Source organism: Bradyrhizobium sp. USDA3516 (assembly GCF_057651995.1).
On record NZ_JBYGYN010000010.1, the window covers coordinates 230,169 to 250,658 of the forward strand.

A 20,490-nucleotide genomic window follows, 5' to 3' on the forward strand; every position below is an offset into this window, starting at 1 on the left:
AACCGCAAGGAAAAAGGAAGGGTTTTCAGGGCGTTCTCTTGGCCTTCCTTCGCTTAAGGTATTCCTTGGCCGCCTGCTCCATCACGGCCCACGCCGCACAGTGCTCCTCGATGGCGGCCTGTTTGATGTCCGCGATCACATCGGGATGCATCATCATCAAAAACTGAACCCGATCGCCGATCGGCGTCCTCTTGCCCCTTTTCGGCGCCCTCTTCTTTCCAACCATCCATCCGCCCGCTGCGCATTAAGCCTCCGTTAACCATAAGGCCGGGGCGGTCCGGGCGCCAGATACGACGGCTCATCTTATATAAGAAGCTCGACACTTCTTATATAAGACGGCGCGCTAACCGCTTGACTCGAGCTGGCCTTCCTGATCAATATGTTCTTGTTTTGTTCTCATGTTGAGGTGTGGCGTCGTGATGTCGAGCAGCGTGCAGGACTGGAGGCTAGAGCTCATCGCAGCCCATCCCGACCTCTTCCGCCCGCCGGCGGGCGCCCCCCAGGGGGCGGAGGGCTATCCGGAGTGCGGAATTGGCTGGTGTGATCTCATCGACCGCTGCTGCGTCCGGATCCGGGCGGCGGTCGAAGGCGATGGCGGCATCTTCCGTTTCACGCAGATCAAGGAAAAATACGGGACTGCGAGGCTGTACTGGTCGGGCCGCCTCTCTCCGGAAGCGACCGCCCGCGTCGAGGCGGCGATCGAGCTGGCAGAGGCCCGCAGCGCCTGCACTTGCGATGTCTGCGGCGAAGTGGGCGTGCTCCGGACGGGCCGGTGGCTGAGCACCCGCTGCGACCTGCATGCGGAGGGCCGCGCCCCCGCCGAGGTCAGGCCCGGCTTCGAGAACATCCATGTCGTGCGGTACGGCCTGGGCGCGCAGCGGCGGATCGTGTGCCGCCGCTACGATCGGGACAACGACGTCTTCGTGGACGTCGACCCCGCCTCCCTCGGCATCGAGGAGGATTGAGATGGCGACTTTCCGCTGCCGCACCTGCCACCAGGAAGGCGAGTTCGTCTACGACGCGGACCACCACGCCTGCCCGCGCTGCGGCTCGATCGAGGTGCAGGTTGCGATCGGCGTCGACGAGATGCCCGACGCGCTGGTGGACGCGATCCTCGAACTCGCCGACGGGGCCGAGCCCCTCGATCGCGATCGCGGGGAGCATTGACCATGCGCCTGTGGGTCATGTCGGACATCCACGTCGAGCTGACGCGCGGCTGGGACCTGCCGACCGGTAGCGCGCGTCCGGAATTCGACGTGATGATCATCGCCGGCGACCTGATCCCGCGCGCCGAGCGCGGCGTCCGCTGGCTGCTGCAGCGCGTGCCTAATCGGCCCGTCGTCTACGTCATGGGCAATCACGAGGGCTACGGGTGCGATCTCGGGCGGACGCTCGAAAAAGCGAAGGCCTTGGCGGACGGCACGAACGTCCACGTGCTGGAGAACGAGACCGTTCGCATCGGGAACGTGACGTTCGCGGGCGCGACCCTCTGGACGGATTTCGCCCTGAACGGCGACGCGCATGCCGCCATGGTCGTCGCTGGCGACCGCATGAACGATTTCAAGAAGATCCGGATCTCGAACTACGAGCGGCGTTTCCTCCCTCATCACGCGCTTACGCGACACTTCAAGTCGCTTGCGTTTCTGCAGGAACAGATGCGCAAGGAGCGCGGCGAGGACCGCCTGGTCGTCGTCACGCACCATGCTCCGATCCGGCACGTTACCGATGAGCTCGGCGGCTCGGGCGAGGATCCGACGCTCGAACCCGCCTACCGCAGCGATCTGACGCACCTGATGATCCCGGCACGCGACGACGAACGCGGGGCGCCGCGCCGCCCGGCCGACCTTTGGATCTATGGCCACACCCACGAGTCCTGCGACGCCATGGTCGGCGAGACCCGTGTCGTGTCCAACGCGAAGGGGTACGGGCCTTGGACGCCCTCCAGGCGCACCTGGGAAAATCCACACTTCGACGAACGCCTCATCATCGAAATCTGAAAGGGAGCGGCCCATGACCGACATCGACAACCAGACGACCACCGAAGCCAACCCGTCGCTCCTCCTCCAGGTTTCGAGTGTCTCGTCATGTTCAGGCCCAAACCCCGCCGTCCCGACCTCTTCGTTTCCGCGAAAGCGCCCGTGCCGATCCCCGCGCGACACCCTGCTCTTAGAGAAGCGCTCGTGCAGGCGAGCCTCGATCCGCGGGTGCGTTCCATCGCTCACGTTCCGACGGCGCATGTTTCGTCCGCACCGCTAGAGCCCGTCGCGATCGACGCCGTCGTACTCACGCATGACGACGGCCGCTTCTACCTCGACGTGGTGCCGGCCCGTCAGGTTCGCGAGCTTGACGACGAAGGGCTCGTCCTCATCGCCTTGCGGGAGCTCGAGCTCTCGCCTCTGGTCGTCACGGCCGAGGATCTCCAGCGCGAGCCCCGCTGCAGCAACGCCCGCATCGTCTGGTCCAACCGCGGCCGCTTCGTGCCGGTGGGCCTGCGCATCCGGATCGTGCAGATCCTGCGCGACGACGGCCCGATGGAGCTCGTCCGCCTTGTCGAGCTCGTCAACAGCGACCACGACCCCTCCCTCGCTGTGATGGCGCTGGCCTGCGCTGACTTCCTCGAAATCGACCTGACGTCCGGACCACTCGGTCCCTCCAGCATGGTGAGATCTCGCACATGAAAAAGCCCACCGGCCGCCGCCCGACCGACAACGTCATCCCAATGACCCCTAAACGGCCCGAGGACCGGGCGGGCCCCTCGGGTACCGTCCTGATCGACCGCGTGTATCACGGCAAGCTCGGCCAGTTCGAGGACGGCGACGAGCGCCCGATCGAGGACAGCATCGTGCTCGACGAGGAAGACGGGCCGCCCGGCAACGACCGCCCCGACGCGACGACCGCACTGGTCGGCGCGACCTTCGAAGCCGCCACGACGCCGGATTAACGGCGCCGGCTCCGGGGTGACCCAGGCCGTGCTTGGAACGTGGACGACTGCGCACATCGCCAGGTTGCAGCATGAACGACGATGCCATCCTGAACACCCCGACTGACGATCTGGTTGAAAGGCTGGCGGAGCAATTCCGCATGGATGTCCCCGTACTCGATCGGGAGAATGCCGAAGCGGACCATTCCGAAGGCCCAGTTGAGGTCTTTGATTCATATTTCTCACGGGATTACGGCGGTGGCCCAGAGGGACGGAGAACAGTCCAGGGGAGCATCGTCGAACTGAGCGTGCCCTTCATCGGGGACAAGGAATTTTTTTACATTCAGCCGACCACCTATGACATGAACCCACCCCGCGCGCAGATCGACAAGAACCACGTTGTCCTGCGGCATTCGTCACGCGAGCTTAACGCCGAGCAAACCAATAAGGCTTTGAACGACGTGCTCAACTCGATTCAGAAGTACCTTGATTGGCAACGCAGTACGGCCGACCCCTTCAATCAACGATTAAAGCAGGGCCTGCGCGAAGCAATTGAAGCTAGAAAGGCGAAGGTCCTGAAGGACCGCAACTCCGTGGCAAATCTCGGTTTCAAGCTGAAGGGACGCGCGGACGCGCCGAGGACCTATGTGGCCCCGGTTACCCGTAGGAAAATCGTGCCGGTGATGCCGCCCAAGACAGCTCAAGCCCCGTATAAGCCCGAGCCGGTCTTGGACGATGCCAGCTATGACGACATTCTCAAGATCATCGAGAACATGACGCTGGTAATGGAGCGGAGCCCCTCTGCATTCGCGTCCATGGGCGAGGAGGACATTCGGCAGCACTTTCTCGTCCAGTTGAACGGGCAGTTTGAGGGCGCGGCTTCAGGCGAAACGTTTAACTTCACCGGCAAGACCGACATCCTTGTCCGGGTGGATGGTCGCAACATCTTCATCGCCGAGTGCAAGTTTTGGAGCGGCCCAAAGGCGTTTACAGAGACCATCGACCAACTCCTTGGCTACTTGAGCTGGCGCGACACCAAGGCGGCCGTCATCATCTTCAGCCGTAACAAAGAGTTTTCTGGCGTCCTGAAGAGCATCGAGGAGACAACCGATGCTCACCCGCACAAGAAGCGCGGACCGACCAAGGAAGGCGATAGCCGCCTGCGCTACATCTTTGGCAATCCTTCGGACCATAACCGGGAGGTCTTTCTGACCATCATGGCATGCGATGTCCCGGTCCCGAAAAGGCTTAGAGTCCGATAGCAGAAACCAAGCAATTGAGGTGGGAAATTTGCGCTCGCCCTGTCACCGACGAGCGTATCCAGGAAATGGCGCGAATGTCCGGGATGGGCCGCAAACCGAGATTGGGTTCGCCTCCGCGTCAGCGTTCTCGGTCGCCTGCTCTGTGGATCGGGATGCTACGGCCGTATCATGTTGCCTATCGGTCGTCCCGCTCCTGGCCGTGGCACGGCTCGCCTTAGAAAATATTAAAGGGCAATCTGGGTATCGAATAGATTATAGCATGGGCGGGAGCACTCATGGACGAAGAAGACAGGAGACGGGTTCACTCGTTGTTGGTCAAAGCGCAGGGTGGTCCAGATAAGCTGGAGATATTCGATGTTGAGTTGACCGACAAAGATGTCGTGTCTAGCTTCTCTTCTCGCGTCCAAGAAAATGACGGAAAATTCGTCAATCGCATTTTCATATCTCACAGACTTGGCGACGACATGAGGCTGGTTGCTCTAGAAAAAGAGCTCCAGCACCTCCTAGCCGTCGATGACGACAAGTTTGAACCGAGTAACGTTAGCCGGCTGTTCGGCTGGGTGGACGATGTTATCCCACAACGGGACAAGCCCGCGTTCTCCATCTCAGCCGTTATCGTGCCAGAGAAGAAAGTCGCGGAAGGCCTGCTTGTAAAATCAACCTCAGTTGCATGGGCAGCCATTATCGGCGAACTGGAACGCGATTGGGCCAAGGCATACGAGATTGATCCGCGAATCTGGGAAGAAATCATCGCCGGCGCGTATTCACAAGCGGGCTTTGATGAGGTGATCCTTACGCCTCGCTCTGGCGATTTTGGCCGTGATGTGATCGCTATTCGGAATGGCATCGGCTGCATAAAGATCATTGGCTCGGTGAAGGCTTATAGTCCGGGTCACCTCGTCAATCATGATGATGTGCGGTCGTTGCTGGGTGTGATGAGTGGAGAACAGAACACCTCGAAGGGCATACTTACAACAACCTCTGACTTCGCCCCCAGAATACAGACCGATCCATTCATCAAGCCGTTCCTTCCTACCCGACTGGAACTAATGAATGGCGCTCAACTGAAGAGTTGGTTAATCGGGCTGACCAAGAAAGCGACGAGGTGACCTCACGCTCGTCTCATTCACGCTTGTAAATGCATAAAGTTTGAATAACGCTCCTCTTGTCCGACGTACCTGACGCAGGCGGCTCCGGGCTGTCACTGATCGCGATGGAGTCCCCGGGATAAGGTCCGCTAAGGGGAAAAATCGGAAAAGCTCTCGCTGAGACCAAACGCGCCCTAATATTTCCGGAAGTTAGCGATGTAATATCAGCTTTCCAAATACTGCCGATGCCATTTGATCTGGCTTTCACTGACCTGATAGCGCCCGTCCATCATTGCAGCCTTATCGCGGTCAGCACCCACGATTACACGACCCAACTCCTGAATCCGGTCGAAGCAATCAAGGATTTCGCTCGAGCGTTCCAGTATGCCCTCGCTGGATATTGGTTCGCCTTTGTACGTGTACATATGTTCGACCTCATCCAACAACCTTTTGTAGTCCGCAAGGAGCGGCCTCATGAACATCAACGCGACATCCTCGACTTCGGGAGGAACGTCTTTATCGCCAAACAAAAGCTTGGTGTGTTGAAGGGCGGATTCCCACGTCCCGCTTTCCCTTCCTTGCACCAATCTCTCCTTCATCAATTCGACGAAGCTCGCCTTGCCGTACTGAAACGGTGCGTGGGGCCAGCCATTCTGGATGTAAAAATCATACATGCCGTGCGGAAACAGCGACCGGATAGTTTTGTCGCCTGCGATTTTATTTATCTCGACCGGACGAGCAGCAGCTAGCTTGTTGCTCAGATAAGCGAACATGATCTCGGCGATCTGGCGAACCGAATAAACGCCTTGAGATGCCTCACCCAAAAGCGCAGAGATCATAGTTAGTTCAGCCTTGGTGGCGAACTTTTCCAGCCATTCGGTCGAGGCACGGCGCAAGCGCACGTCAATGGGATGCGGAGGCTGCGTCAGCTTTCGAGCGTTTTCGAGCGCTACCCTGTAGCGGTGCAGCCAGTACTTCGTGCGGCTTGGCCGCTCCAGGAACACGTCGCCATAAGCCACCTCCAGCTTCCGCGCGAGCCATTCCTCCTGCTGACGCTTGAACACACCGGTTCGAGCGTCGTGCAACATCCCACCTAGGTCCGTCAAGACAGGGTGAGTGCGCGCTCTGACGCCGAACATCTCCTCCAGCATGGCTTTCTCTGCGTCGCCTTCAACGATGTACGGAGCCTGGTCTACCGAAGATGATGGGCGCAGGATCTCCAATGCGGAACAATCGCTGCCGGTATGTATCAGGCACAAGCCCGGTCAGCTCGTAGCCTTCTGCATTTTCAAAATGCAGAAAAGAGCCAATATTGAAATCAGCATCCATCTCGGGCAGGTACATTGAGTTGCCTGCCAGGAAGACAGGCACGCCGATTGAATCGACTGATGAAAGCCGAATAGCAGCACACATGGCTAGAGCGTCGGGTATCACAGATTGATGCCTGCGCGCTTGTAGACTCGCTCCACGCACTCATAAACGAGCCCGTAGTGCTGACTGATGTTTATCGGCAGGAGTCGATAGGTCTCAACGATCTTAGTCAGTTCTTTCAAGGACTCCATCACGTGGGGTGTTCTCGCGTACTCTTCTGGAATGACGACACCCAGCAGATTTTCCTTTTTCAGTGGGATATCCTGCTCCACCTGAAGTTCAATTGCCGCACCCCGATCATCGCAATCAGTGGTCGAGCCTTCCTTGTACAGTTTTGAAACCGCCAGCACCTTGGCATGACTCATGTCGAGCAAATACTCTTCCTTGAGCTTTCTCTGGTCATTGGCATCTCGGTTTACGTACCGGCGCGGCGTCTCGAAATAAAGGGAAATGAGCCGGCCGATTTGGTCCTGATCGGCGCCGACGTTGAAATCATCCAATTTGAAGGCGGTGAGATAGTCCGGCATTCTTCCCCGTTCGTAGGCGCCCGTATCGAACGGATGTATTCGCTTTAGCGGCGGTGGGGTGCTGAAGCGCATCACGAACACAGATGGCAGTTGCCACGACTCCGGGTTCAGCGCGTCCTTGCCCTTATAGGCAGCGCGGCCGACAAACAGGTAACACAGCTTCTCGCCTTTGAAGACGTTGCACTTCATAGCGAGAAGCTTCTCTTCCTCCAAGATCGGAAGCAGATGGCTCGAAGCCGTACTGTGAATCCAGGGTGGGCTCTTCGGAACAGCCAGGTTGCTGTTCGTTAGAAAGTCACGGAGGTTTACTTCTTTCGGTTTGACGACCATCGGCCAGTCCATAAGCTGCCGCAAATCACCGTGCTGCCAATGTATCAAAATCGGTTGAGACAAGTAGCTTCACAACCCGCGATCCCCACTACTCAAACGAAATGTCGGGTTATCCCGCGCGAGCCATTAGCAGCACCGTGTCGAGAGGCAGGAGTACGCCGGGGAGGACGGCCAACTAGGCCAACAAAGATAGAGCATATCATTACCGGCACCTTGAACACCTTTTCGCTCGCCCATGGCGCTGGGAAGCGCCTCACCACTTCCTTCTGCCCAACACCCGCTTCTTGGTCTCAGGCGGTTTAGCCTTCTTCATCTCGTCACGCTGAACGACGAGATGGTCCACCTTCGCCTGCATGCGGGCCAGAAGAGCTTCAGCCGAGGCCGTCCCTATTCCTGCCCGTTGAAGCTGAAGGATTTCCTTCCGCTGCCGCCCGATCTGCGCGCGCATACGCTCGATCTCGGAAGGGATGTATTCGAGTGTGGGCATGACGAAACCTGCGGTTGGTTGAACAAACCTAGAACAAAAGTCAAGATGCCCGGGTAGAAGCGGTCAGCCGCGCATATCACGGGTTGCGCGGCGTCGGCGAATCCGCAAATTGAACTTCGTTGAGCTTTGAGGGGGCGCGATGGCCGAGTTTTCTGCCGAGAAACCCTGTCGGATCTGAGCCTCGATGGTGCTAAAGGATTTTATACGCTGGGAGTGCTCCGTGAAATCGAAGGCTTAGTCGGCTGTCCTCTACTCCAGAAGTTCGATTTAATTTTCGGTACGAGCACCGGCGCGATCATCGCCGCGCTGCTAGCACTTGGAAAAACCGTCAAAGAAATAAGCAAACTCAGAGCCGTTAGGGGTGCCCGCGATCCTCGCTGTTCATACCGCCGGCGAGACGACGTTCAAGAGGGTCGGCAGAGGTTACCCGGCCGAATACAAGTCCATCCGCTGACGGTGGCGCGCTGAAGGCCCGTTCGCGGCAGTCACCGCGAAGGGCCGCTGCGCCGACAGGTTTTCCGGCGCCTGCAGTAAAAAATATTTCCGCGAGAATCTGCCAAATGCGCCCGGTCAGAGATTCGGATCCAACTGAATAGTCGGAACGGTCGGCGATCGTCTCCCTCGATTTGAGGCCCAAATCTCTACGATCAAAGGATCTAAACTTGCATACATTTGCATATGGACTGGTGACCTTGGGTTACCTGATCCTCTTCATCCAAAGCCTGGGCTCTTGATGCCAGGCCCCAGGCCGGCTTCGGCTGCCCTGCCCTAGCTTCCGTTGCGCCGGATCTCGGCGAGCCGCTGCCTAATCCGGCCTGACACGCCCTGCGTCATGACCAGGAGCAGCTTCAATTCGTCGGGCGAGAAGGACACATCGCGGATCGACTGTATATCGGTGACCGCGCTGCCCTTGAGCGGCCGCACCGAGATCGTTGACGCATCGGTGTGCGCGTATTCCTGGTTTCTCAGGTTGAGCAGGCGCTCATGGAAAGCCCATTGCGCCTTGCCGTATTGCAACAGTCTCTCCGGGAAATTGATGCCCTTCCCCCGCCCTCCGGCAAATGGACGGGCATAGGCAACAATCATCCTGGTCGTGAAGGCGATCTGTTGAATCGGCATGCTTCCCCGCCGCAGGAACGACAGGGAATGCCACCCCTTCTTGAGGATATACTGGGCGCTGGAACTGGCTATCGCCAGGTCGCCATGTGAGGCGTGCAATTTCTCATAGAGAGCGCGATCCCGCGGTAAGAGAATCAAGTCTTCAGTCATCGTGCCATCCAGGTATCACTTCAGGGCCACTTAAGGAATTTCCATGACGGACATCTTCAAATTCTGGTCGATGATCGGCAAGACCGAGACGATACATCCGCTGGATCGGCCGATCTTTGATCGCCTAAGCGATTGCCACGGCTTCGACCTGCGCTGCCTCCCCTGCAATTTCGGCGGCAAGCTGCGAACCGCCCCCGTCGTGCTGCTCTACCTGTCGCCGGGCTTCTCGGAAACAGATGTCCGAATCGCCAGATCGAAGGAAGGTCAGGAACGCTACGTCAGGCAACGCACCGGCCGGCTGGGGTTCACGGACGGTCACCCGGAAGCCGCCAGATGGCGCAAGGCGCGGCTGGCCTGGCTGGGTGAACCGGACGCCATCAGAGACAAGGTCGCCATCGCCAACATCGGCGCCTATCACTCACGCACCTTCACCGATCATCATGTTCTCGCCGCGCTGCCGTCCAGCCGGGTCATGCTCGATTGGGTGCAGTCGGTCCTGTTTGCACAAGCCGAGCGGGGTGACCGGATGGTCGTCTGCATGAGGGCGGCGAATTTCTGGGGACTTGAGACGGGACGGCGTTATGGCAAGGCCCTGTTCGCGCCGCAAACGGCCCGCAGCGGTCATATGCGGCGAGGAAAGATGCGCGACGATATCGAGCGGACGGCTCGGCGCTACCTCTAGGAGCGGCAGATTATTTTGCACCGCCGCTAACCGATTTACCGAAAGAACCGCGCCGATCGCTCCGACAATCAGATAGATGTAATCGATGCGCTTAATCCACTTGCTTCGCCATCATGTGATAGAGCGTGCGTGCGCCGCCGCGGAAGAGCGTCTCTGATATCAGGATAAACACGCAGACCCCGAAGGAGATGGTGTAGAAGGACGCGACTAAAACACCGATCAGCGCATTCATCAAAACCGTCGTCGTAAGATAAAGGCCGTCTCCCGCCATTAGGGCTGAAGACTGCGACCCGGTAGCCAGGAAATTCCGTCGCGATGTACCGGTTGAAGTGGCCGAAAAGGAACATTGCGAGGATCACGAAGCCACCGACAACGCTGTCAGTATCGAAATCGTTCATGCTTCCTCCGACCGCTTCCAGGCTCCCTCTCCAGGAGAGCGGTGCAGAGCCTCACCTAGAGTCGCGACTCCGCCGCGACCTCCATTCGTCTCTGCCAGAACGAAGAGTTGCGAAAGCGTCGGGCAGCATCTTCATACTGCCTGTATCTCATTTGTATTTGCCTGTCCCGAAATACAGTTAGCCACTGTCTATAGACTGGACCGATCGATTGGGTATCGGCGAGTTCGGTAGCTGCCGTCCAGGCTCCTTCGACAGCGTTTTGAACACCCGATCCTGAGAGTGGATCCAACGAAATGGCCGCATCACCGATAGCGACAAGCTTGCCGGCTACGGGGTCTCGAACCGATCCGGTCTGGGCATCCATACCCAAGTAATCGGAGAAATCGGGAGCTTCACCCACCTTAGACATTAATGCGGATACGCCATAAACCTCTCGGAGCATACAGATGCGTTGGGCGGCGTCCCCCGGAAGCAAATCACTATCGGTGACGAAGATCAACGTGCCGAGGGCACCGCGATGCGGCGGCGCATACCACCAGCCTTCTGCGACCGCCTCCAAGATCAGGGATCCGTCGTGTGCACGACGCGTCCATGGAAAGGCGAGAGCGACGAGCCGGTCGCTACGAATGCGACGCATTACGTTGAAGGGTCGCAAGTTCGATCGGCGTCCGGTGGCAACGAGTATCCAAACCGCCCGAGTCTGGCCTTCACAACCGTCGGATGTTACCCAACTCAGCTTGTCCTGATGGCTCGATTTGATCCTAGCGCTAACTTGTATGGCGCCGGCGAGGCTCGCTTGATGGGCAAGGGTTTCGTGCAAGGGGTGGCGATCGACCGAGCGTGCTTCCAACGCCTGGAAGAATGCGAAGTCGACAAAATCCGGCTCTTCGCACTCCCAACATCGCAGTGCCCCGATACAGGGCAGGCCGAGTTGCGCAGCACTGGGAAATCCCAGCCGCATCAGGACGTGGCGGGCTGATGGGCTGAGTATCTCCGGCGGGCGCGGCGGTCGCTCCGGAGTGTCCATGAATTGAACGACATCCCATCCACGGCGCGCCAGACATGCCGCGGCGACCGACGCGGCAGGCCCCGCACCAACCACCGCAACGCTGCAATTCGGCGGGCTAAGGCTCACGCTTGAACAATTTGAGAATCGAGCGCAGGATCACGGTCCTTCTCGACCACCTGCCCGCCTGTAGGCGTCATGACTCCGAGCTTCTGCACGTCCTTGGCCAACCGGCTATGGTCCATCGCCGGCCGCAGCCAAGGCCGCTTTACATTTTCCTCAGTCAGCACGCGATAGGGCCGTTGCGCCGGCCACCAGCTGTCCCCGCATTTCAGAAAATCTGCCTGCCACGGAAGCGCCATTAGCGCGGTCAGGTCGCCGGCACGCGAGGCCTGGTGGGACAGGCGGAATTCGAAGGCGGCATTCTCGTAGCGTCCTGGATCGGTCATGTTGATGCCGGCTTCGATGCCCGGGAAAAAACCCTGTCCGAGCGCGCCGTCCAACGCCGCGCGCGTCAGCGTATCGCAAAGCCCCCGTGACGGCGCGGCGCCGGCCCGAAACTGTCCCGCTGCCCACGAGTCGAGAGCATCGATCTGCCATGTTCGCAGTTCGAAGTCATGGAAGGCGTTCTCGACTTCGCGCACGAGCGTTGCCGTCGTTTCTCTCAGCGGCTGGAACGCCGCGCTGGCGTCGGAGAGAGCCGCCCAGTCCTGGCTGATAGTCGGCCAGGTCGGCTCCGGATCCACGTGCTGCAACGACGACGCGCGCGCGATCATCGGGCGGATGTCAGTGTCGAAGTACGGAGGAGCTGGCGCTTGCAGCCAGTGTTGATCAATCGCCATCTGTCGAATGACGTCATAAAGGGTCACAACGCCGTTGGCCGGCGGCGCGAAGTCAGGCGGCCCCACAATGACCCAAGCGCCGACGGCGTCCACCGGCTGCTGGTTCGGCAGTTGTATGGTTGCCATTACCGGACCATCCGCCACGTCGTCGAACCAGCCTGGGTTGTTATAAAAACTGTCACCGATCGGCGCATTGTCTGGGCTTTCGGAACGTCCCGAGCCGCCCAGGACAATGAGACGCTGTGCACGGTCGGTGAGGAGATGGCCCAGATTGACCGCAACGGCCCGGTAGGAGGCCCCCATGGCCACGCGGGCGGCGTTTGCGCCACTCACATTCGCGGTGGCCAACATGGCGCGGTCGAGGCGAGCCGGATCGTCGATCACGGCACGCGGTTGCGCCGGCGGCCCACCCGGACGTTGGATCGCGTCCTTCCTGTTGCAGAGAGTGACCGTCCAACGGACGACGGTACCCAGCGGGAGATTGGCCTCGATCGGCGCTGCCGGGTCGGTGACGTCGAATATCCGGAAGCGTGCGCCCTGTCGCTTCATCCGGAAATTCATATCTTTGAAACGCGTGACGGGGCGCTCCGATTCGTCCGCATTGATCTCTAGTCCGAGCCCATCCGGCTCTTCGCGACCGACGAAAAACTCTTCCGGGCTATTGCCCAGCCTTGCGAGACCGATCGGCGGATATATCGCGTAGGGCATGTCACTCTCCTTGCGGCAGATTGGGCGCACGCTGGAGATCGATCGCCGCGATGCTCTCCAGTATGACTTTTCCTGTGATGTCCGAAGAATACTCGCTCGCAGTCCTGATAACGCCAATGATCCCGTCCCGCTCCGCGAGCACGGTGTTGTAGCGCGCAGCGAATTCCGACCGGGTCGTCGGCGATTCCTGACGGCGCAGCCCATACGGAGGGCCAGCTTTCACTTGGGGGTCGGCGTCGAGCGGGCGCCTCGCCAGTTGTGCTGCCATCGGTTGGACGACGCGATTCATGCCTTCGATGCAGACATCGATCATTGCCGCCCGCACCGCGGCTGTCCGCGATTGCGACAGCGCCCAAGCCAAGTCGAGAACCAGCAGTTCATAAACAATGCTAGACAGATCGGCCCAAAGCACAGTGTAAGGATTTACGATCGCAACGGCCTCATCATCCTCGGGTTCCAGCTGGGAGCGCGTGAATGGCGTGCGCGGCAACGAGGCGGCGACGATTTGCCCGGCCTCGAAGCTGTCCAGCACGCCGAGAAACCCTTGGAAATGGGATTCTTCTGAGTTCGCTGCACCTTCGCCCTGTGCTGTGATGGCATCGATCGCCGCTAAAGCACCGGCTCTGTCGCGGACGGGAGCGACGATCAATCCCGGCACCGACCCCCACTCGCTGCCCTCTGCCCAGAACGACGCTATCTGCTCCGGGTCAACGAAATCCGCATCAGATAAGTGCCAGCCAGGCTTGAATCCGAGTCTCTGCGGCAAGCCGGCGGGATCTACATCGCTCGCCTGGAAAATCCAGCGGATGGCCGCGTACAGCGCATAAACGGGGTTCGGATCGACGCCGAGCGCCGTCACCTCGGCTTCCAGCGCCTCTACCCGGGCGCGAAGCATGTTATCCGCGATCGCCGCAGGCCGCTCGATGACGATAAATTTTGCCAAAGCGGTGCGCGACACTCTCTCGAGAACAAATGGAAGTGGATTGTAGGTGCTGCCCCGTCGCAACACGTCGCGGCCGAGATGGATGCGGGCCGGCAGGCCTTCCGGACTAATTCCCTCCAGACAAAGCAGAAGGTTCTGCGTCGTCACCAGGTGGCCCATCTCCTGCACGGCGATATGCGAAATGATCCGGCCCGCAACACCCCGAACGGACTGCGCCGCATATAGATATTGCACCATGAGGGCGTGCTCCACCTCAGCTGCCAGCATCAGCAGGCCGATCGCGTCCTCTTTTGGCGTTGCGGCAGCCTCAACCCGGGGAATACCAATTTGAACGAGAGTCTTTGCGAGCTTTTCCAACGTTGGACTGAGAGGTTGCTGTTCGCGCGCTTCCCAAAAGGTCTCGAGATGCGGAGACGCCGCGGCGTTCCAGACAATGCGTGGTAACGTCATGACATTCTCCCGACAGCGCGCTGAAGCGTCCCTACGCTAAGCTCTGCGGACTATCCGCTCGACCTCTTTCGCGGCGCTCTCTACTGTCGTTTCGGCGGAGCGCGGCAACATTTGATTGGTCCTGCCTTGCCGCAGATATGCCAACGAATGCTCGATTGCACAGCCGGCCGTATCACTAGAGCGCTTAGCTGCAGGCCGCGGCCACAGTGTAGAGCGCCCTGCGGTCCGGTCGGTTGTGACAGATGGTGCGATGAACTGCAGACAATCTTGCCGCCGGTCGTTTAGGCGATGGTGATCGCCACATCGTCGCCCGCAATGTAAGCACAACTAAAGGCCGCTTGTGCTGGCGCATCAATCGATTCGAGGCCCGCATCCGCGTGCATCGTCCTCCAAAAAGAACCCATTATGAACTGCAGAATTATCGATAAAATTTATGCTCAACCAGAGCGCGTTGTCAAGTTTACACTCTTTGGGCGAATTTGCCGCCCGACGATTTGCCCGAGTCCGAAAGCCACCGTCATGATGCCCACGGGCCGCCGGAGATCGCCGATCCACAACGCGCGCGCTGCCACCATGCCCTGAGATGTCTTGGCCATGAAGGTCGCGCCGACGCATGACGCCGCGAGCAGCGTCGCAAGCCCGTAATGTTCGGCGAGGCTGGTGGCGACACCGGTCGCCTCCGTAAGATACGCCAGGCACATGGCCAAGGGCAGGCTCGTGACGCGGGTCACCCAGTTCCAGAAGAGAATGGACGGGCCGGTCGCCAGACAAAGCGCAGGCGAGGGCATCCGATGAGCGCTCAGTATCGCGAGGGCTATAGCCGATGCGACGACCAGCGAAGTGCACCGCGAGCAGCGAGCTTCGACCATTCGCTGCGACGGTTCCACCATGGTTGCGGTAGCTACGACGATGGCGAAGGCGCCCGCCATACCCGCCGAGATACCGTACGAGGACGAAAAAAAGGGACGCCCGTCCCCACGCCCATCGCTCCCGTCAACGATCCGCCCAGGAAGAGCGTGCCGATGAGCCAGGCCGGACGATCTCCGGGAAAGCGCGCTGCGGACGCGCGAGAGCGCCGGTGAGGTATCGCGCGAAGTTGGCCGACGCGATGATGCCCGCTTCACTGGCTGTCACTCCATAAGCGTCCTGCATGACCGGCAACAGCGGCGAACACGAAGCGATCGATGCCCAACGCCGCCGCCAACGTGAACATGGGGGCAAAGGCGATCCGGAGCGGGTCGTCTCTCATCGAAAGCCTTTCCGCCCAACTGAAGCGGACCGTCGAGGCGCGGGCACTCCGACGATCCGGCCTCAAGGACGCGAGCTATCTGGAAGCCGCGTCTTTAAGCATCTTGAATCCGACCCGGACCCAGTAGACCCGATGGTAAACGATGATACCGTCCTCGAGATCGAACGATTCCACGACGTCAAGTTGATCGCCGTCAGGACCTCGGCTCGGGTATCCCAGAGAAGGGTCTTTCCGTCCCAACGATAGTTCTTCAGCCTATACCAATCCTTGCCGTCGCTCTTCAGCGCGAAGAAGCCGGCGAAGTGCTTTCGAATGTTGTCCCGACCGCGGATGACCGGACGGGTCCTTTTCAATCACCAAAACGGCCAAGCTGTCCGGCGCATAGAAGTCCATCAGCTTGTCTAGTTCTGTTGCGACGATGGCGCGATGCCAGCCTTCGTGGACGAGTTTCATCTGTTCGGGGTAGTGGCCATGCTTCGTCTCCGCTTCGATGCATTAGTCGCGGCCGGACGATCGAATGTCGAGAGACCCCGTCATCTAGAACGCCGGAATGAGTGTTCTAGAGTCCCCTTGGATTCCGGGCGCGGAACATCTTTCAATTGTGGCCGGCCGGATATTCAGTGCAGATCCGGCCTAGGCTCGATTTTTCCCATCGCTATCGCCGCAGCAACGCTGGGCTCTTCGCTCAAGCCAGGAACTTTCGTAAGCACAAAGCCCTGTCGGTGAGGATCATAACGTAGGTCGTCGAACGGAATCGGAATCATCAGATTTCCCCCGCTCATCTGATGCATGTGAGCGGCGACGATCTGTCCGGTGTCCATGGAGAAATCGAGCCACCATACTTCGCCGGATTTGGCTTCCTCTTCGAGCGACTGACTGTTCAAGATCGCGTTTTCGTAGACGCTGATCGCGTGGCCGGGATTAAGTCGTACCTGAAGAATCCGTTGCGAAGGTGACTTCAGGAAGACCCCGTTATGACGCGCGAGAAGACTGATATGGTCCGAGAAATTGGGCGGTAGAGGCGGCTCGTGAAAAGCACGAGGATCGGACCCGAAGCCTTTTGGGACCAATGAAGATCTGTCGCCGAAAAAGCGAAGTTCTCCGAACTGGATCCACGAGCTTTCGGCGGCAACGGGCGCGTCCGACCCGAACTGCGAAGCCGTGTTTGGCCTGATCGTGCAGCCGACCACCCGTCTCAATGAAAAGTGAAAGTCGAAACTTTCGATGACGGACGTTGGGCCTTGACCGAAAAATCCCTTGTGGGCGTCGTTGATCGCGTAGAGCGGCTCCGACCGCGAATAGTCCGCTCCGATGCGGGTCAAACCGCCTGCGATATGTGCGTAGTCGTGCACATCGGAAGGGAGGACGTGCGACAGTCCAACGATCGGATACTCTTCATCGCCTTTCACGGGATTGTATCTGGATTTGAGGCCTCTCAATCGAACGCGCTCGAACCACCGTTCTCGCGGTCGGTCTTCGGTTTGGATTATATGATAAGCGGTCCGCGAGAGCGGGTCACCGGGCGGCGTTATGACGACGGGTTTGGTCGGTTGGACCGGAAGGCCGGGAGAGGTGCCGGAGGCCAACAGTAGCGTAGGTTGTGTGAGATCTCCCGCTAAATCCCGCCAAAAGTCGCTTCGCAGAACGGTCCAGACGGCGGCCGGTACCACCAGCCACCAACGGTCGATCGGCGCGGGCTTCGCCTTCGGCTCCAGGACACCCATGAAAGAAGCCAAATGCAGGGCGTCGTGCGGCAATGCGCGAAGCCTCGCGGCAGTTTGCTGCAGGTGCTCGGGACTTTTTCGCCGGTGCTCAGCTTCTTCGGCCGAGAGTATCGCGTTGACGATCCATCCGAGGCGCCCGGAAATGTCGGCGCCCTTCGCGAACCATCTTTCCATCTGTACCAGATAGCGGAGCGCCGAATACAGTTCGAAAAGCGCATCGGTCGCGCTTGACCGCCGCCCCCCGACGAACAATTGCTCGCCGACGCCGGCCAAGACAGGCTCGCGCTCGTCTTTGCGTACGCGCGGAAGGATCCGACACATCGTGTCTTCGGCGAGTGCCGCACCCAGGTCGTCGTCCGGATCCGGAAGCTCGAGTTCGTCGACTTCCCGTTGAATGGCACCTCGCAGCGCGTCTTCGTTGACCCGGTAGTGCTTCGTTTGGCCGCCTCGCCGCCCGGTGGGGGCGCCCTTTTCGGCGATGAAGAGATCCTTCCGGCGATAAAGCGTCTTTTGGACCGTTCCTTCGGCAACGCCGCTCTCTCGCGCGAGGTCGGCCGTGCCGAATTCGCGCAACCGCAAGGCTGCTGCCAAAATTCGAAACTGCTCCAGCATTTCAGGGCCTTCCGTTGAGGAAATCAGCAGCCACGGGATAGGATTAGCAGACCGTCCATATAGAACTCTTTTTCATCGGACAAGTGTCCTCTCAATTGTTCGTGAGATAATGCACCAACTCATTAACAGAAGAGGTATTTAAATACCCAATGAAGAGGTCGATCAGCTTGGCATCGCGAGGTTTACCTAAAAAATGGGCCCGCAATCGCACGAACGCGTCTCGCCTTTGGCGGTAATCCCATCCGTTGAGATTGAGATCGTAGGCCAGCCTGCGAACCGCCTGAGAAGCTTTGTTCCTGCCGACCTCCTTCGAATACAGGCTAAGGACCCCGTCATGGACAAGGGCTCCCAACGCGACCTCGGGCGCCTGACTGAAGCGCGGCCTGTCGCGGGTCGCTTTCCTCGCAAGGTGAATGCGACGAGCCATGTCGGCTTCGAAGGCAGCGCCGGTATCCGATACGCCGGCAGCCTGCGCTTTTTCCTCCATGAGGCCCACGATCACGGCATCCAACATGCCTTCGGCAATCGGATCGACGAACAATCCCTCGTTTTCACGGGCTTCCGGTCGAGCTGACATCTGGTAGGCATGACAGAACATCTCGTGCAACGCGACGTAGTTCAGCGCCGCCATTGACTGGCCGTCGAGCAGCGAACTCGCGACCTCGACCGTCACGATACTCGTTTTGGCCGTCGCGTCGTCGGAGAACCAGGTTCGACCGTTCACCGCGAGGGAGAGGCCCGGGATGCAGGTCGGCGCCTGGGACACTCCGGAGGTGCAGACCACGACGGCGACGGCCGGCACCCGACCGTATTCGCGGGTCGCGTCATCCTTCGCATTTCTCATTGCCTCCTTGATATCGGAGATGCAACGCCCCCCTTCAGCGACGATGCGATCGTCGCCTGCTCGTCCGTTACAGATGTCGCCCTTGACGCAAAGACCGCATTTGACCCCGTCGATCCGCTTTCGCAGCGCGTCGACGACGGGCCTTATCTCGTCGTAGGCTCCTCCGAGCGCGGCTTGGCTCGCGCGCGAGGTCCGATCCAGAACTGCCATCAGAAACGTGTCCAACGGGTCGTGCGCATGCTCTCCCAGCACTCGCGCACTCACTTTCCGGAGTTCATCGTCGAATTCACCTTGGACTTCGTCCGAGGGCAATGCATCCGGAGAGAGATCGGCGAGGGTTCGAAGGTATGCAGCACGCAGCGAGAAAATCTTCCGGTCATCGAGATTGAGATGACTCGGCTCCGGCGCCGTCCGACCGTCAGTCATTTCTTTTCGTTCGCGCCCTTGTCCGCCGGTGAGGTGCTGTTCGGGTTGTTCGTGGCGATCCGGTCGTCGCGGAATTTCCGCTTCAGGAACGGAACGACGACGATGGTCCAGACATCCTCGGCGACGGTGGCCGCGAGGGGACCGAAAGTCGCGATGATCTCCGTCCACTCGCCGGGAGACATGCCCTGCCCCTTGGCGATCTTCAATTCGTCGGTAAGACCGGGAGGCGTTTGGACCCCCGAGGCCGCGAGCTCCTTCGAGCTGCCGGCATCTCGCAGCGCTTCGCGGATGGCCTGCTCCACTTGGGCGAAATCGACCCCTTTCGCGTAAATTCTTCGGTCCATGAAATCTTCCTCTTCAGTGGCATGCCCGGCGCCACTCAACCATCATCCGGCGAGTTGCGCCGCTATGCAACTGCATTTTCTCCGAGCGACGAGGTGCCGGACCGACCGGTGGATGCCAAAAATCAGTCGCGTCGCAGCGCAACAACCAAAGCCTGGATCTTGCCACTCAACCGGCCCGGCCCCGAATCTGCGAACGAGCGCCGATTGCGCCGCAGCAGGTCGGCAAGCCTACGCGTCACGACGCCGGTGCCTGCGGCCAGCTCCAGCGCAGGTACGTGCGGGCACTGCTGCGACGCGCGAGGCGATGTCGCGCGCGTAAGGCTCGAGATGAGCGGGACGAGATACGTCTCGTAGAAGCGCGGGATCGATCCGGCTAATCGCGTTTTGTCGACTCTTTCAGACTGCATCGGCGGCGATCTCACGACTTCAACAGCGTGCGCTTAAGGAACTGCAGCTGAGTATCGATCGCGCGCTCGAAGGCATCGCCGAAGTAGGTGGCCAAATGGTGCAGTGTCAGAACGGCAAATTCCGCGTTCGCACCGGCCTTCGCGAACACTTCCCGGGTATGCCTCGACGGGCCCGGTCAACGGAAATTCCAGGCGTGCTCGCTCGATAAGAAGGTCCGGGCGCCCTCTTCGCCCATCGCCTTGGCCGACGATGTCGGCCAAGGCGTGACGTAGGTCGTCTTGGGGTCTCTTGAGCCGGTCTGCTCCCCGCGGTCACGCCAGGCCATCTCCACGATGTCGGGAGTAAAGCCTTTCGCATCTTGAGCCCCCGAGTAGAAGGGCATGTTCAGGATCACGACCTTGACCCGCGGATCGTCGCCGGCGGCTATCATGACGGCACCGCCCGAGTGGCCGATACCCAACGGCGCTACCCGGTTTGGATCGACGCCCGGCTGTTTCATCGCTGCTGTCACGGCATCGTGGTAAAAGGGGCTGTCGCTATTTCCGCCGTCCATCAGTATCTCATCGTGACTTTGGGCGACGGCGCTCAGGTCCTTTGCAA

28 protein-coding genes are annotated in these 20,490 nt (G+C 59.7%); 10 read left to right on the top strand and 18 right to left on the bottom strand.

What is annotated here, in order from left to right:
• Positions 1 to 25: 25 nt before the first annotated feature.
• Positions 26 to 226 carry a hypothetical protein gene (locus AC24YW_RS28480; RefSeq protein ID WP_487485818.1) on the bottom strand — a complete coding sequence of 67 codons (201 nt, stop codon included), beginning with the start codon at positions 224 to 226 and terminating at the stop codon, positions 26 to 28.
• Positions 227 to 419: 193 nt separating this feature from the next.
• On the opposite strand from AC24YW_RS28480, the gene AC24YW_RS28485 reads away from it, so the two are divergent.
• The 7 genes from AC24YW_RS28485 (at position 420) to AC24YW_RS28515 (ending at position 5,291) form a co-directional block, all read left to right on the top strand.
• Positions 420 to 965, top strand: coding sequence for a hypothetical protein (locus AC24YW_RS28485; protein WP_487485819.1), 546 nt, complete (start codon positions 420 to 422; stop codon positions 963 to 965).
• A gap of 1 nt (position 966) precedes the next feature.
• Complete coding sequence (locus AC24YW_RS28490) at positions 967 to 1,167, top strand: hypothetical protein (RefSeq protein ID WP_487485820.1); 201 nt, start codon at positions 967 to 969, stop codon at positions 1,165 to 1,167.
• Between the two features lie 2 nt (positions 1,168 to 1,169).
• Entirely contained in the window at positions 1,170 to 1,997 is an 828-nt protein-coding gene (locus AC24YW_RS28495; protein WP_487485821.1) for a metallophosphoesterase, read from the top strand.
• A gap of 87 nt (positions 1,998 to 2,084) precedes the next feature.
• Positions 2,085 to 2,678: a hypothetical protein gene (locus AC24YW_RS28500; protein WP_487485822.1), complete on the top strand. Its 594-nt coding sequence runs from the start codon at positions 2,085 to 2,087 to the stop codon at positions 2,676 to 2,678.
• Positions 2,675 to 2,941, top strand: a complete 267-nt coding sequence (locus tag AC24YW_RS28505; RefSeq protein ID WP_487485823.1) for a hypothetical protein — start codon at positions 2,675 to 2,677, stop codon at positions 2,939 to 2,941. Before AC24YW_RS28500 ends, AC24YW_RS28505 begins: the two co-directional genes overlap by 4 nt.
• Positions 2,942 to 3,012: 71 nt before the next feature.
• Positions 3,013 to 4,182, top strand: coding sequence for a hypothetical protein (locus AC24YW_RS28510; protein WP_487485824.1), 1,170 nt, complete (start codon positions 3,013 to 3,015; stop codon positions 4,180 to 4,182).
• A gap of 275 nt (positions 4,183 to 4,457) precedes the next feature.
• Positions 4,458 to 5,291, top strand: a complete 834-nt coding sequence (locus AC24YW_RS28515) for a restriction endonuclease (protein WP_487485825.1) — start codon at positions 4,458 to 4,460, stop codon at positions 5,289 to 5,291.
• A gap of 203 nt (positions 5,292 to 5,494) precedes the next feature.
• On the opposite strand, the gene AC24YW_RS28520 is transcribed toward AC24YW_RS28515, so the two are convergent.
• The 4 genes from AC24YW_RS28520 to AC24YW_RS28535 form a co-directional block, all read right to left on the bottom strand.
• Positions 5,495 to 6,421: a hypothetical protein gene (locus AC24YW_RS28520; RefSeq protein ID WP_487485826.1), complete on the bottom strand. Its 927-nt coding sequence runs from the start codon at positions 6,419 to 6,421 to the stop codon at positions 5,495 to 5,497.
• Between the two features lie 19 nt (positions 6,422 to 6,440).
• On the bottom strand, positions 6,441 to 6,614 hold the full coding sequence (locus tag AC24YW_RS28525; RefSeq protein WP_487485827.1) for a hypothetical protein: 174 nt from the start codon (positions 6,612 to 6,614) through the stop codon (positions 6,441 to 6,443).
• A gap of 86 nt (positions 6,615 to 6,700) precedes the next feature.
• On the bottom strand, positions 6,701 to 7,498 hold the full coding sequence (locus AC24YW_RS28530) for a hypothetical protein (RefSeq protein WP_487485828.1): 798 nt from the start codon (positions 7,496 to 7,498) through the stop codon (positions 6,701 to 6,703).
• 253 nt (positions 7,499 to 7,751) lie between these two features.
• Positions 7,752 to 7,985, bottom strand: coding sequence for a hypothetical protein (locus AC24YW_RS28535; protein WP_487485829.1), 234 nt, complete (start codon positions 7,983 to 7,985; stop codon positions 7,752 to 7,754).
• Positions 7,986 to 8,198: 213 nt separating this feature from the next.
• Here AC24YW_RS28535 and AC24YW_RS28540 point away from each other — a divergent pair, with 213 nt between their 5' ends.
• The gene (locus AC24YW_RS28540) at positions 8,199 to 8,453 is read left to right on the top strand and encodes a patatin-like phospholipase family protein (protein WP_487485939.1); all 255 of its coding nucleotides are present in this window, start codon (positions 8,199 to 8,201) and stop codon (positions 8,451 to 8,453) included.
• A gap of 300 nt (positions 8,454 to 8,753) precedes the next feature.
• On the opposite strand, the gene AC24YW_RS28545 is transcribed toward AC24YW_RS28540, so the two are convergent.
• Entirely contained in the window at positions 8,754 to 9,254 is a 501-nt protein-coding gene (locus tag AC24YW_RS28545) for a hypothetical protein (RefSeq protein ID WP_487485830.1), read from the bottom strand.
• 43 nt (positions 9,255 to 9,297) lie between these two features.
• On the opposite strand from AC24YW_RS28545, the gene AC24YW_RS28550 reads away from it, so the two are divergent.
• The gene (locus AC24YW_RS28550) at positions 9,298 to 9,936 is read left to right on the top strand and encodes a hypothetical protein (protein ID WP_487485831.1); all 639 of its coding nucleotides are present in this window, start codon (positions 9,298 to 9,300) and stop codon (positions 9,934 to 9,936) included.
• 91 nt (positions 9,937 to 10,027) lie between these two features.
• On the opposite strand, the gene AC24YW_RS28555 is transcribed toward AC24YW_RS28550, so the two are convergent.
• The 6 genes from AC24YW_RS28555 to AC24YW_RS28580 form a co-directional block, all read right to left on the bottom strand.
• Positions 10,028 to 10,168 carry a hypothetical protein gene (locus AC24YW_RS28555; protein WP_487485832.1) on the bottom strand — a complete coding sequence of 47 codons (141 nt, stop codon included), beginning with the start codon at positions 10,166 to 10,168 and terminating at the stop codon, positions 10,028 to 10,030.
• Positions 10,169 to 10,389: 221 nt separating this feature from the next.
• Positions 10,390 to 11,361: an NAD(P)/FAD-dependent oxidoreductase gene (locus tag AC24YW_RS28560; protein WP_487485833.1), complete on the bottom strand. Its 972-nt coding sequence runs from the start codon at positions 11,359 to 11,361 to the stop codon at positions 10,390 to 10,392.
• A gap of 104 nt (positions 11,362 to 11,465) precedes the next feature.
• Positions 11,466 to 12,890, bottom strand: a complete 1,425-nt coding sequence (locus AC24YW_RS28565) for a LodA/GoxA family CTQ-dependent oxidase (RefSeq protein ID WP_487485834.1) — start codon at positions 12,888 to 12,890, stop codon at positions 11,466 to 11,468.
• 1 nt (position 12,891) lies between these two features.
• Positions 12,892 to 14,283 (bottom strand): ferritin-like domain-containing protein, encoded by a 1,392-nt coding sequence (locus AC24YW_RS28570; protein ID WP_487485835.1) that lies wholly within the window; start codon positions 14,281 to 14,283, stop codon positions 12,892 to 12,894.
• A gap of 437 nt (positions 14,284 to 14,720) precedes the next feature.
• Positions 14,721 to 15,071 (bottom strand): YbfB/YjiJ family MFS transporter, encoded by a 351-nt coding sequence (locus AC24YW_RS28575; RefSeq protein WP_487485836.1) that lies wholly within the window; start codon positions 15,069 to 15,071, stop codon positions 14,721 to 14,723.
• Between the two features lie 205 nt (positions 15,072 to 15,276).
• A complete protein-coding gene (locus AC24YW_RS28580; protein ID WP_487485837.1) occupies positions 15,277 to 15,504 on the bottom strand; it encodes a YbfB/YjiJ family MFS transporter in 228 nt (75 codons plus the stop codon).
• Here AC24YW_RS28580 and AC24YW_RS28585 point away from each other — a divergent pair.
• Positions 15,468 to 15,659, top strand: a complete 192-nt coding sequence (locus tag AC24YW_RS28585; RefSeq protein ID WP_487485946.1) for a hypothetical protein — start codon at positions 15,468 to 15,470, stop codon at positions 15,657 to 15,659. The two genes, AC24YW_RS28580 and AC24YW_RS28585, sit on opposite strands and share 37 nt — an antisense overlap.
• Positions 15,660 to 16,149: 490 nt before the next feature.
• On the opposite strand, the gene AC24YW_RS28590 is transcribed toward AC24YW_RS28585, so the two are convergent.
• The 6 genes from AC24YW_RS28590 to AC24YW_RS28615 form a co-directional block, all read right to left on the bottom strand.
• On the bottom strand, positions 16,150 to 17,868 hold the full coding sequence (locus tag AC24YW_RS28590) for a hypothetical protein (protein WP_487485838.1): 1,719 nt from the start codon (positions 17,866 to 17,868) through the stop codon (positions 16,150 to 16,152).
• A gap of 91 nt (positions 17,869 to 17,959) precedes the next feature.
• Positions 17,960 to 19,138, bottom strand: a complete 1,179-nt coding sequence (locus tag AC24YW_RS28595; RefSeq protein ID WP_487485839.1) for a hypothetical protein — start codon at positions 19,136 to 19,138, stop codon at positions 17,960 to 17,962.
• Positions 19,135 to 19,521 carry a hypothetical protein gene (locus AC24YW_RS28600; protein WP_487485840.1) on the bottom strand — a complete coding sequence of 129 codons (387 nt, stop codon included), beginning with the start codon at positions 19,519 to 19,521 and terminating at the stop codon, positions 19,135 to 19,137. The genes AC24YW_RS28595 and AC24YW_RS28600 overlap by 4 nt, the downstream gene beginning before the upstream one ends.
• Positions 19,522 to 19,604: 83 nt before the next feature.
• A complete protein-coding gene (locus tag AC24YW_RS28605; RefSeq protein WP_487485841.1) occupies positions 19,605 to 19,889 on the bottom strand; it encodes a hypothetical protein in 285 nt (94 codons plus the stop codon).
• An 11-nt stretch (positions 19,890 to 19,900) separates the two neighbouring features.
• Positions 19,901 to 20,038, bottom strand: a complete 138-nt coding sequence (locus tag AC24YW_RS28610; RefSeq protein WP_487485842.1) for a hypothetical protein — start codon at positions 20,036 to 20,038, stop codon at positions 19,901 to 19,903.
• Positions 20,039 to 20,065: 27 nt separating this feature from the next.
• A complete protein-coding gene (locus tag AC24YW_RS28615) occupies positions 20,066 to 20,443 on the bottom strand; it encodes a hypothetical protein (protein ID WP_487485843.1) in 378 nt (125 codons plus the stop codon).
• Between the last annotated feature and the right edge of the window lie 47 nt (positions 20,444 to 20,490).

Coding starts and splice junctions, on each gene's coding strand:
- AC24YW_RS28525 (WP_487485827.1), bottom strand. CDS start 6,614: ATGTACCTGCCCGAGATGGATGCTGATTTCAATATTGGCTCTTTTCTG.
- AC24YW_RS28505 (WP_487485823.1), top strand. CDS start 2,675: ATGAAAAAGCCCACCGGCCGCCGCCCGACCGACAACGTCATCCCAATG.
- AC24YW_RS28565 (WP_487485834.1), bottom strand. CDS start 12,890: ATGCCCTACGCGATATATCCGCCGATCGGTCTCGCAAGGCTGGGCAAT.
- AC24YW_RS28555 (WP_487485832.1), bottom strand. CDS start 10,168: ATGAATGCGCTGATCGGTGTTTTAGTCGCGTCCTTCTACACCATCTCC.
- AC24YW_RS28590 (WP_487485838.1), bottom strand. CDS start 17,868: ATGCTGGAGCAGTTTCGAATTTTGGCAGCAGCCTTGCGGTTGCGCGAA.
- AC24YW_RS28560 (WP_487485833.1), bottom strand. CDS start 11,361: ATGGACACTCCGGAGCGACCGCCGCGCCCGCCGGAGATACTCAGCCCA.
- AC24YW_RS28520 (WP_487485826.1), bottom strand. CDS start 6,421: ATGCTGGAGGAGATGTTCGGCGTCAGAGCGCGCACTCACCCTGTCTTG.
- AC24YW_RS28570 (WP_487485835.1), bottom strand. CDS start 14,283: ATGACGTTACCACGCATTGTCTGGAACGCCGCGGCGTCTCCGCATCTC.
- AC24YW_RS28535 (WP_487485829.1), bottom strand. CDS start 7,985: ATGCCCACACTCGAATACATCCCTTCCGAGATCGAGCGTATGCGCGCG.
- AC24YW_RS28485 (WP_487485819.1), top strand. CDS start 420: ATGTCGAGCAGCGTGCAGGACTGGAGGCTAGAGCTCATCGCAGCCCAT.
- AC24YW_RS28515 (WP_487485825.1), top strand. CDS start 4,458: ATGGACGAAGAAGACAGGAGACGGGTTCACTCGTTGTTGGTCAAAGCG.
- AC24YW_RS28490 (WP_487485820.1), top strand. CDS start 967: ATGGCGACTTTCCGCTGCCGCACCTGCCACCAGGAAGGCGAGTTCGTC.
- AC24YW_RS28495 (WP_487485821.1), top strand. CDS start 1,170: ATGCGCCTGTGGGTCATGTCGGACATCCACGTCGAGCTGACGCGCGGC.
- AC24YW_RS28605 (WP_487485841.1), bottom strand. CDS start 19,889: ATGCAGTCTGAAAGAGTCGACAAAACGCGATTAGCCGGATCGATCCCG.
- AC24YW_RS28545 (WP_487485830.1), bottom strand. CDS start 9,254: ATGACTGAAGACTTGATTCTCTTACCGCGGGATCGCGCTCTCTATGAG.
- AC24YW_RS28510 (WP_487485824.1), top strand. CDS start 3,013: ATGAACGACGATGCCATCCTGAACACCCCGACTGACGATCTGGTTGAA.
- AC24YW_RS28500 (WP_487485822.1), top strand. CDS start 2,085: ATGTTCAGGCCCAAACCCCGCCGTCCCGACCTCTTCGTTTCCGCGAAA.
- AC24YW_RS28530 (WP_487485828.1), bottom strand. CDS start 7,498: ATGGTCGTCAAACCGAAAGAAGTAAACCTCCGTGACTTTCTAACGAAC.
- AC24YW_RS28585 (WP_487485946.1), top strand. CDS start 15,468: ATGCCCAACGCCGCCGCCAACGTGAACATGGGGGCAAAGGCGATCCGG.
- AC24YW_RS28480 (WP_487485818.1), bottom strand. CDS start 226: ATGGTTGGAAAGAAGAGGGCGCCGAAAAGGGGCAAGAGGACGCCGATC.
- AC24YW_RS28595 (WP_487485839.1), bottom strand. CDS start 19,138: ATGACTGACGGTCGGACGGCGCCGGAGCCGAGTCATCTCAATCTCGAT.
- AC24YW_RS28550 (WP_487485831.1), top strand. CDS start 9,298: ATGACGGACATCTTCAAATTCTGGTCGATGATCGGCAAGACCGAGACG.
- AC24YW_RS28615 (WP_487485843.1), bottom strand. CDS start 20,443: ATGGACGGCGGAAATAGCGACAGCCCCTTTTACCACGATGCCGTGACA.
- AC24YW_RS28575 (WP_487485836.1), bottom strand. CDS start 15,071: ATGCCCTCGCCTGCGCTTTGTCTGGCGACCGGCCCGTCCATTCTCTTC.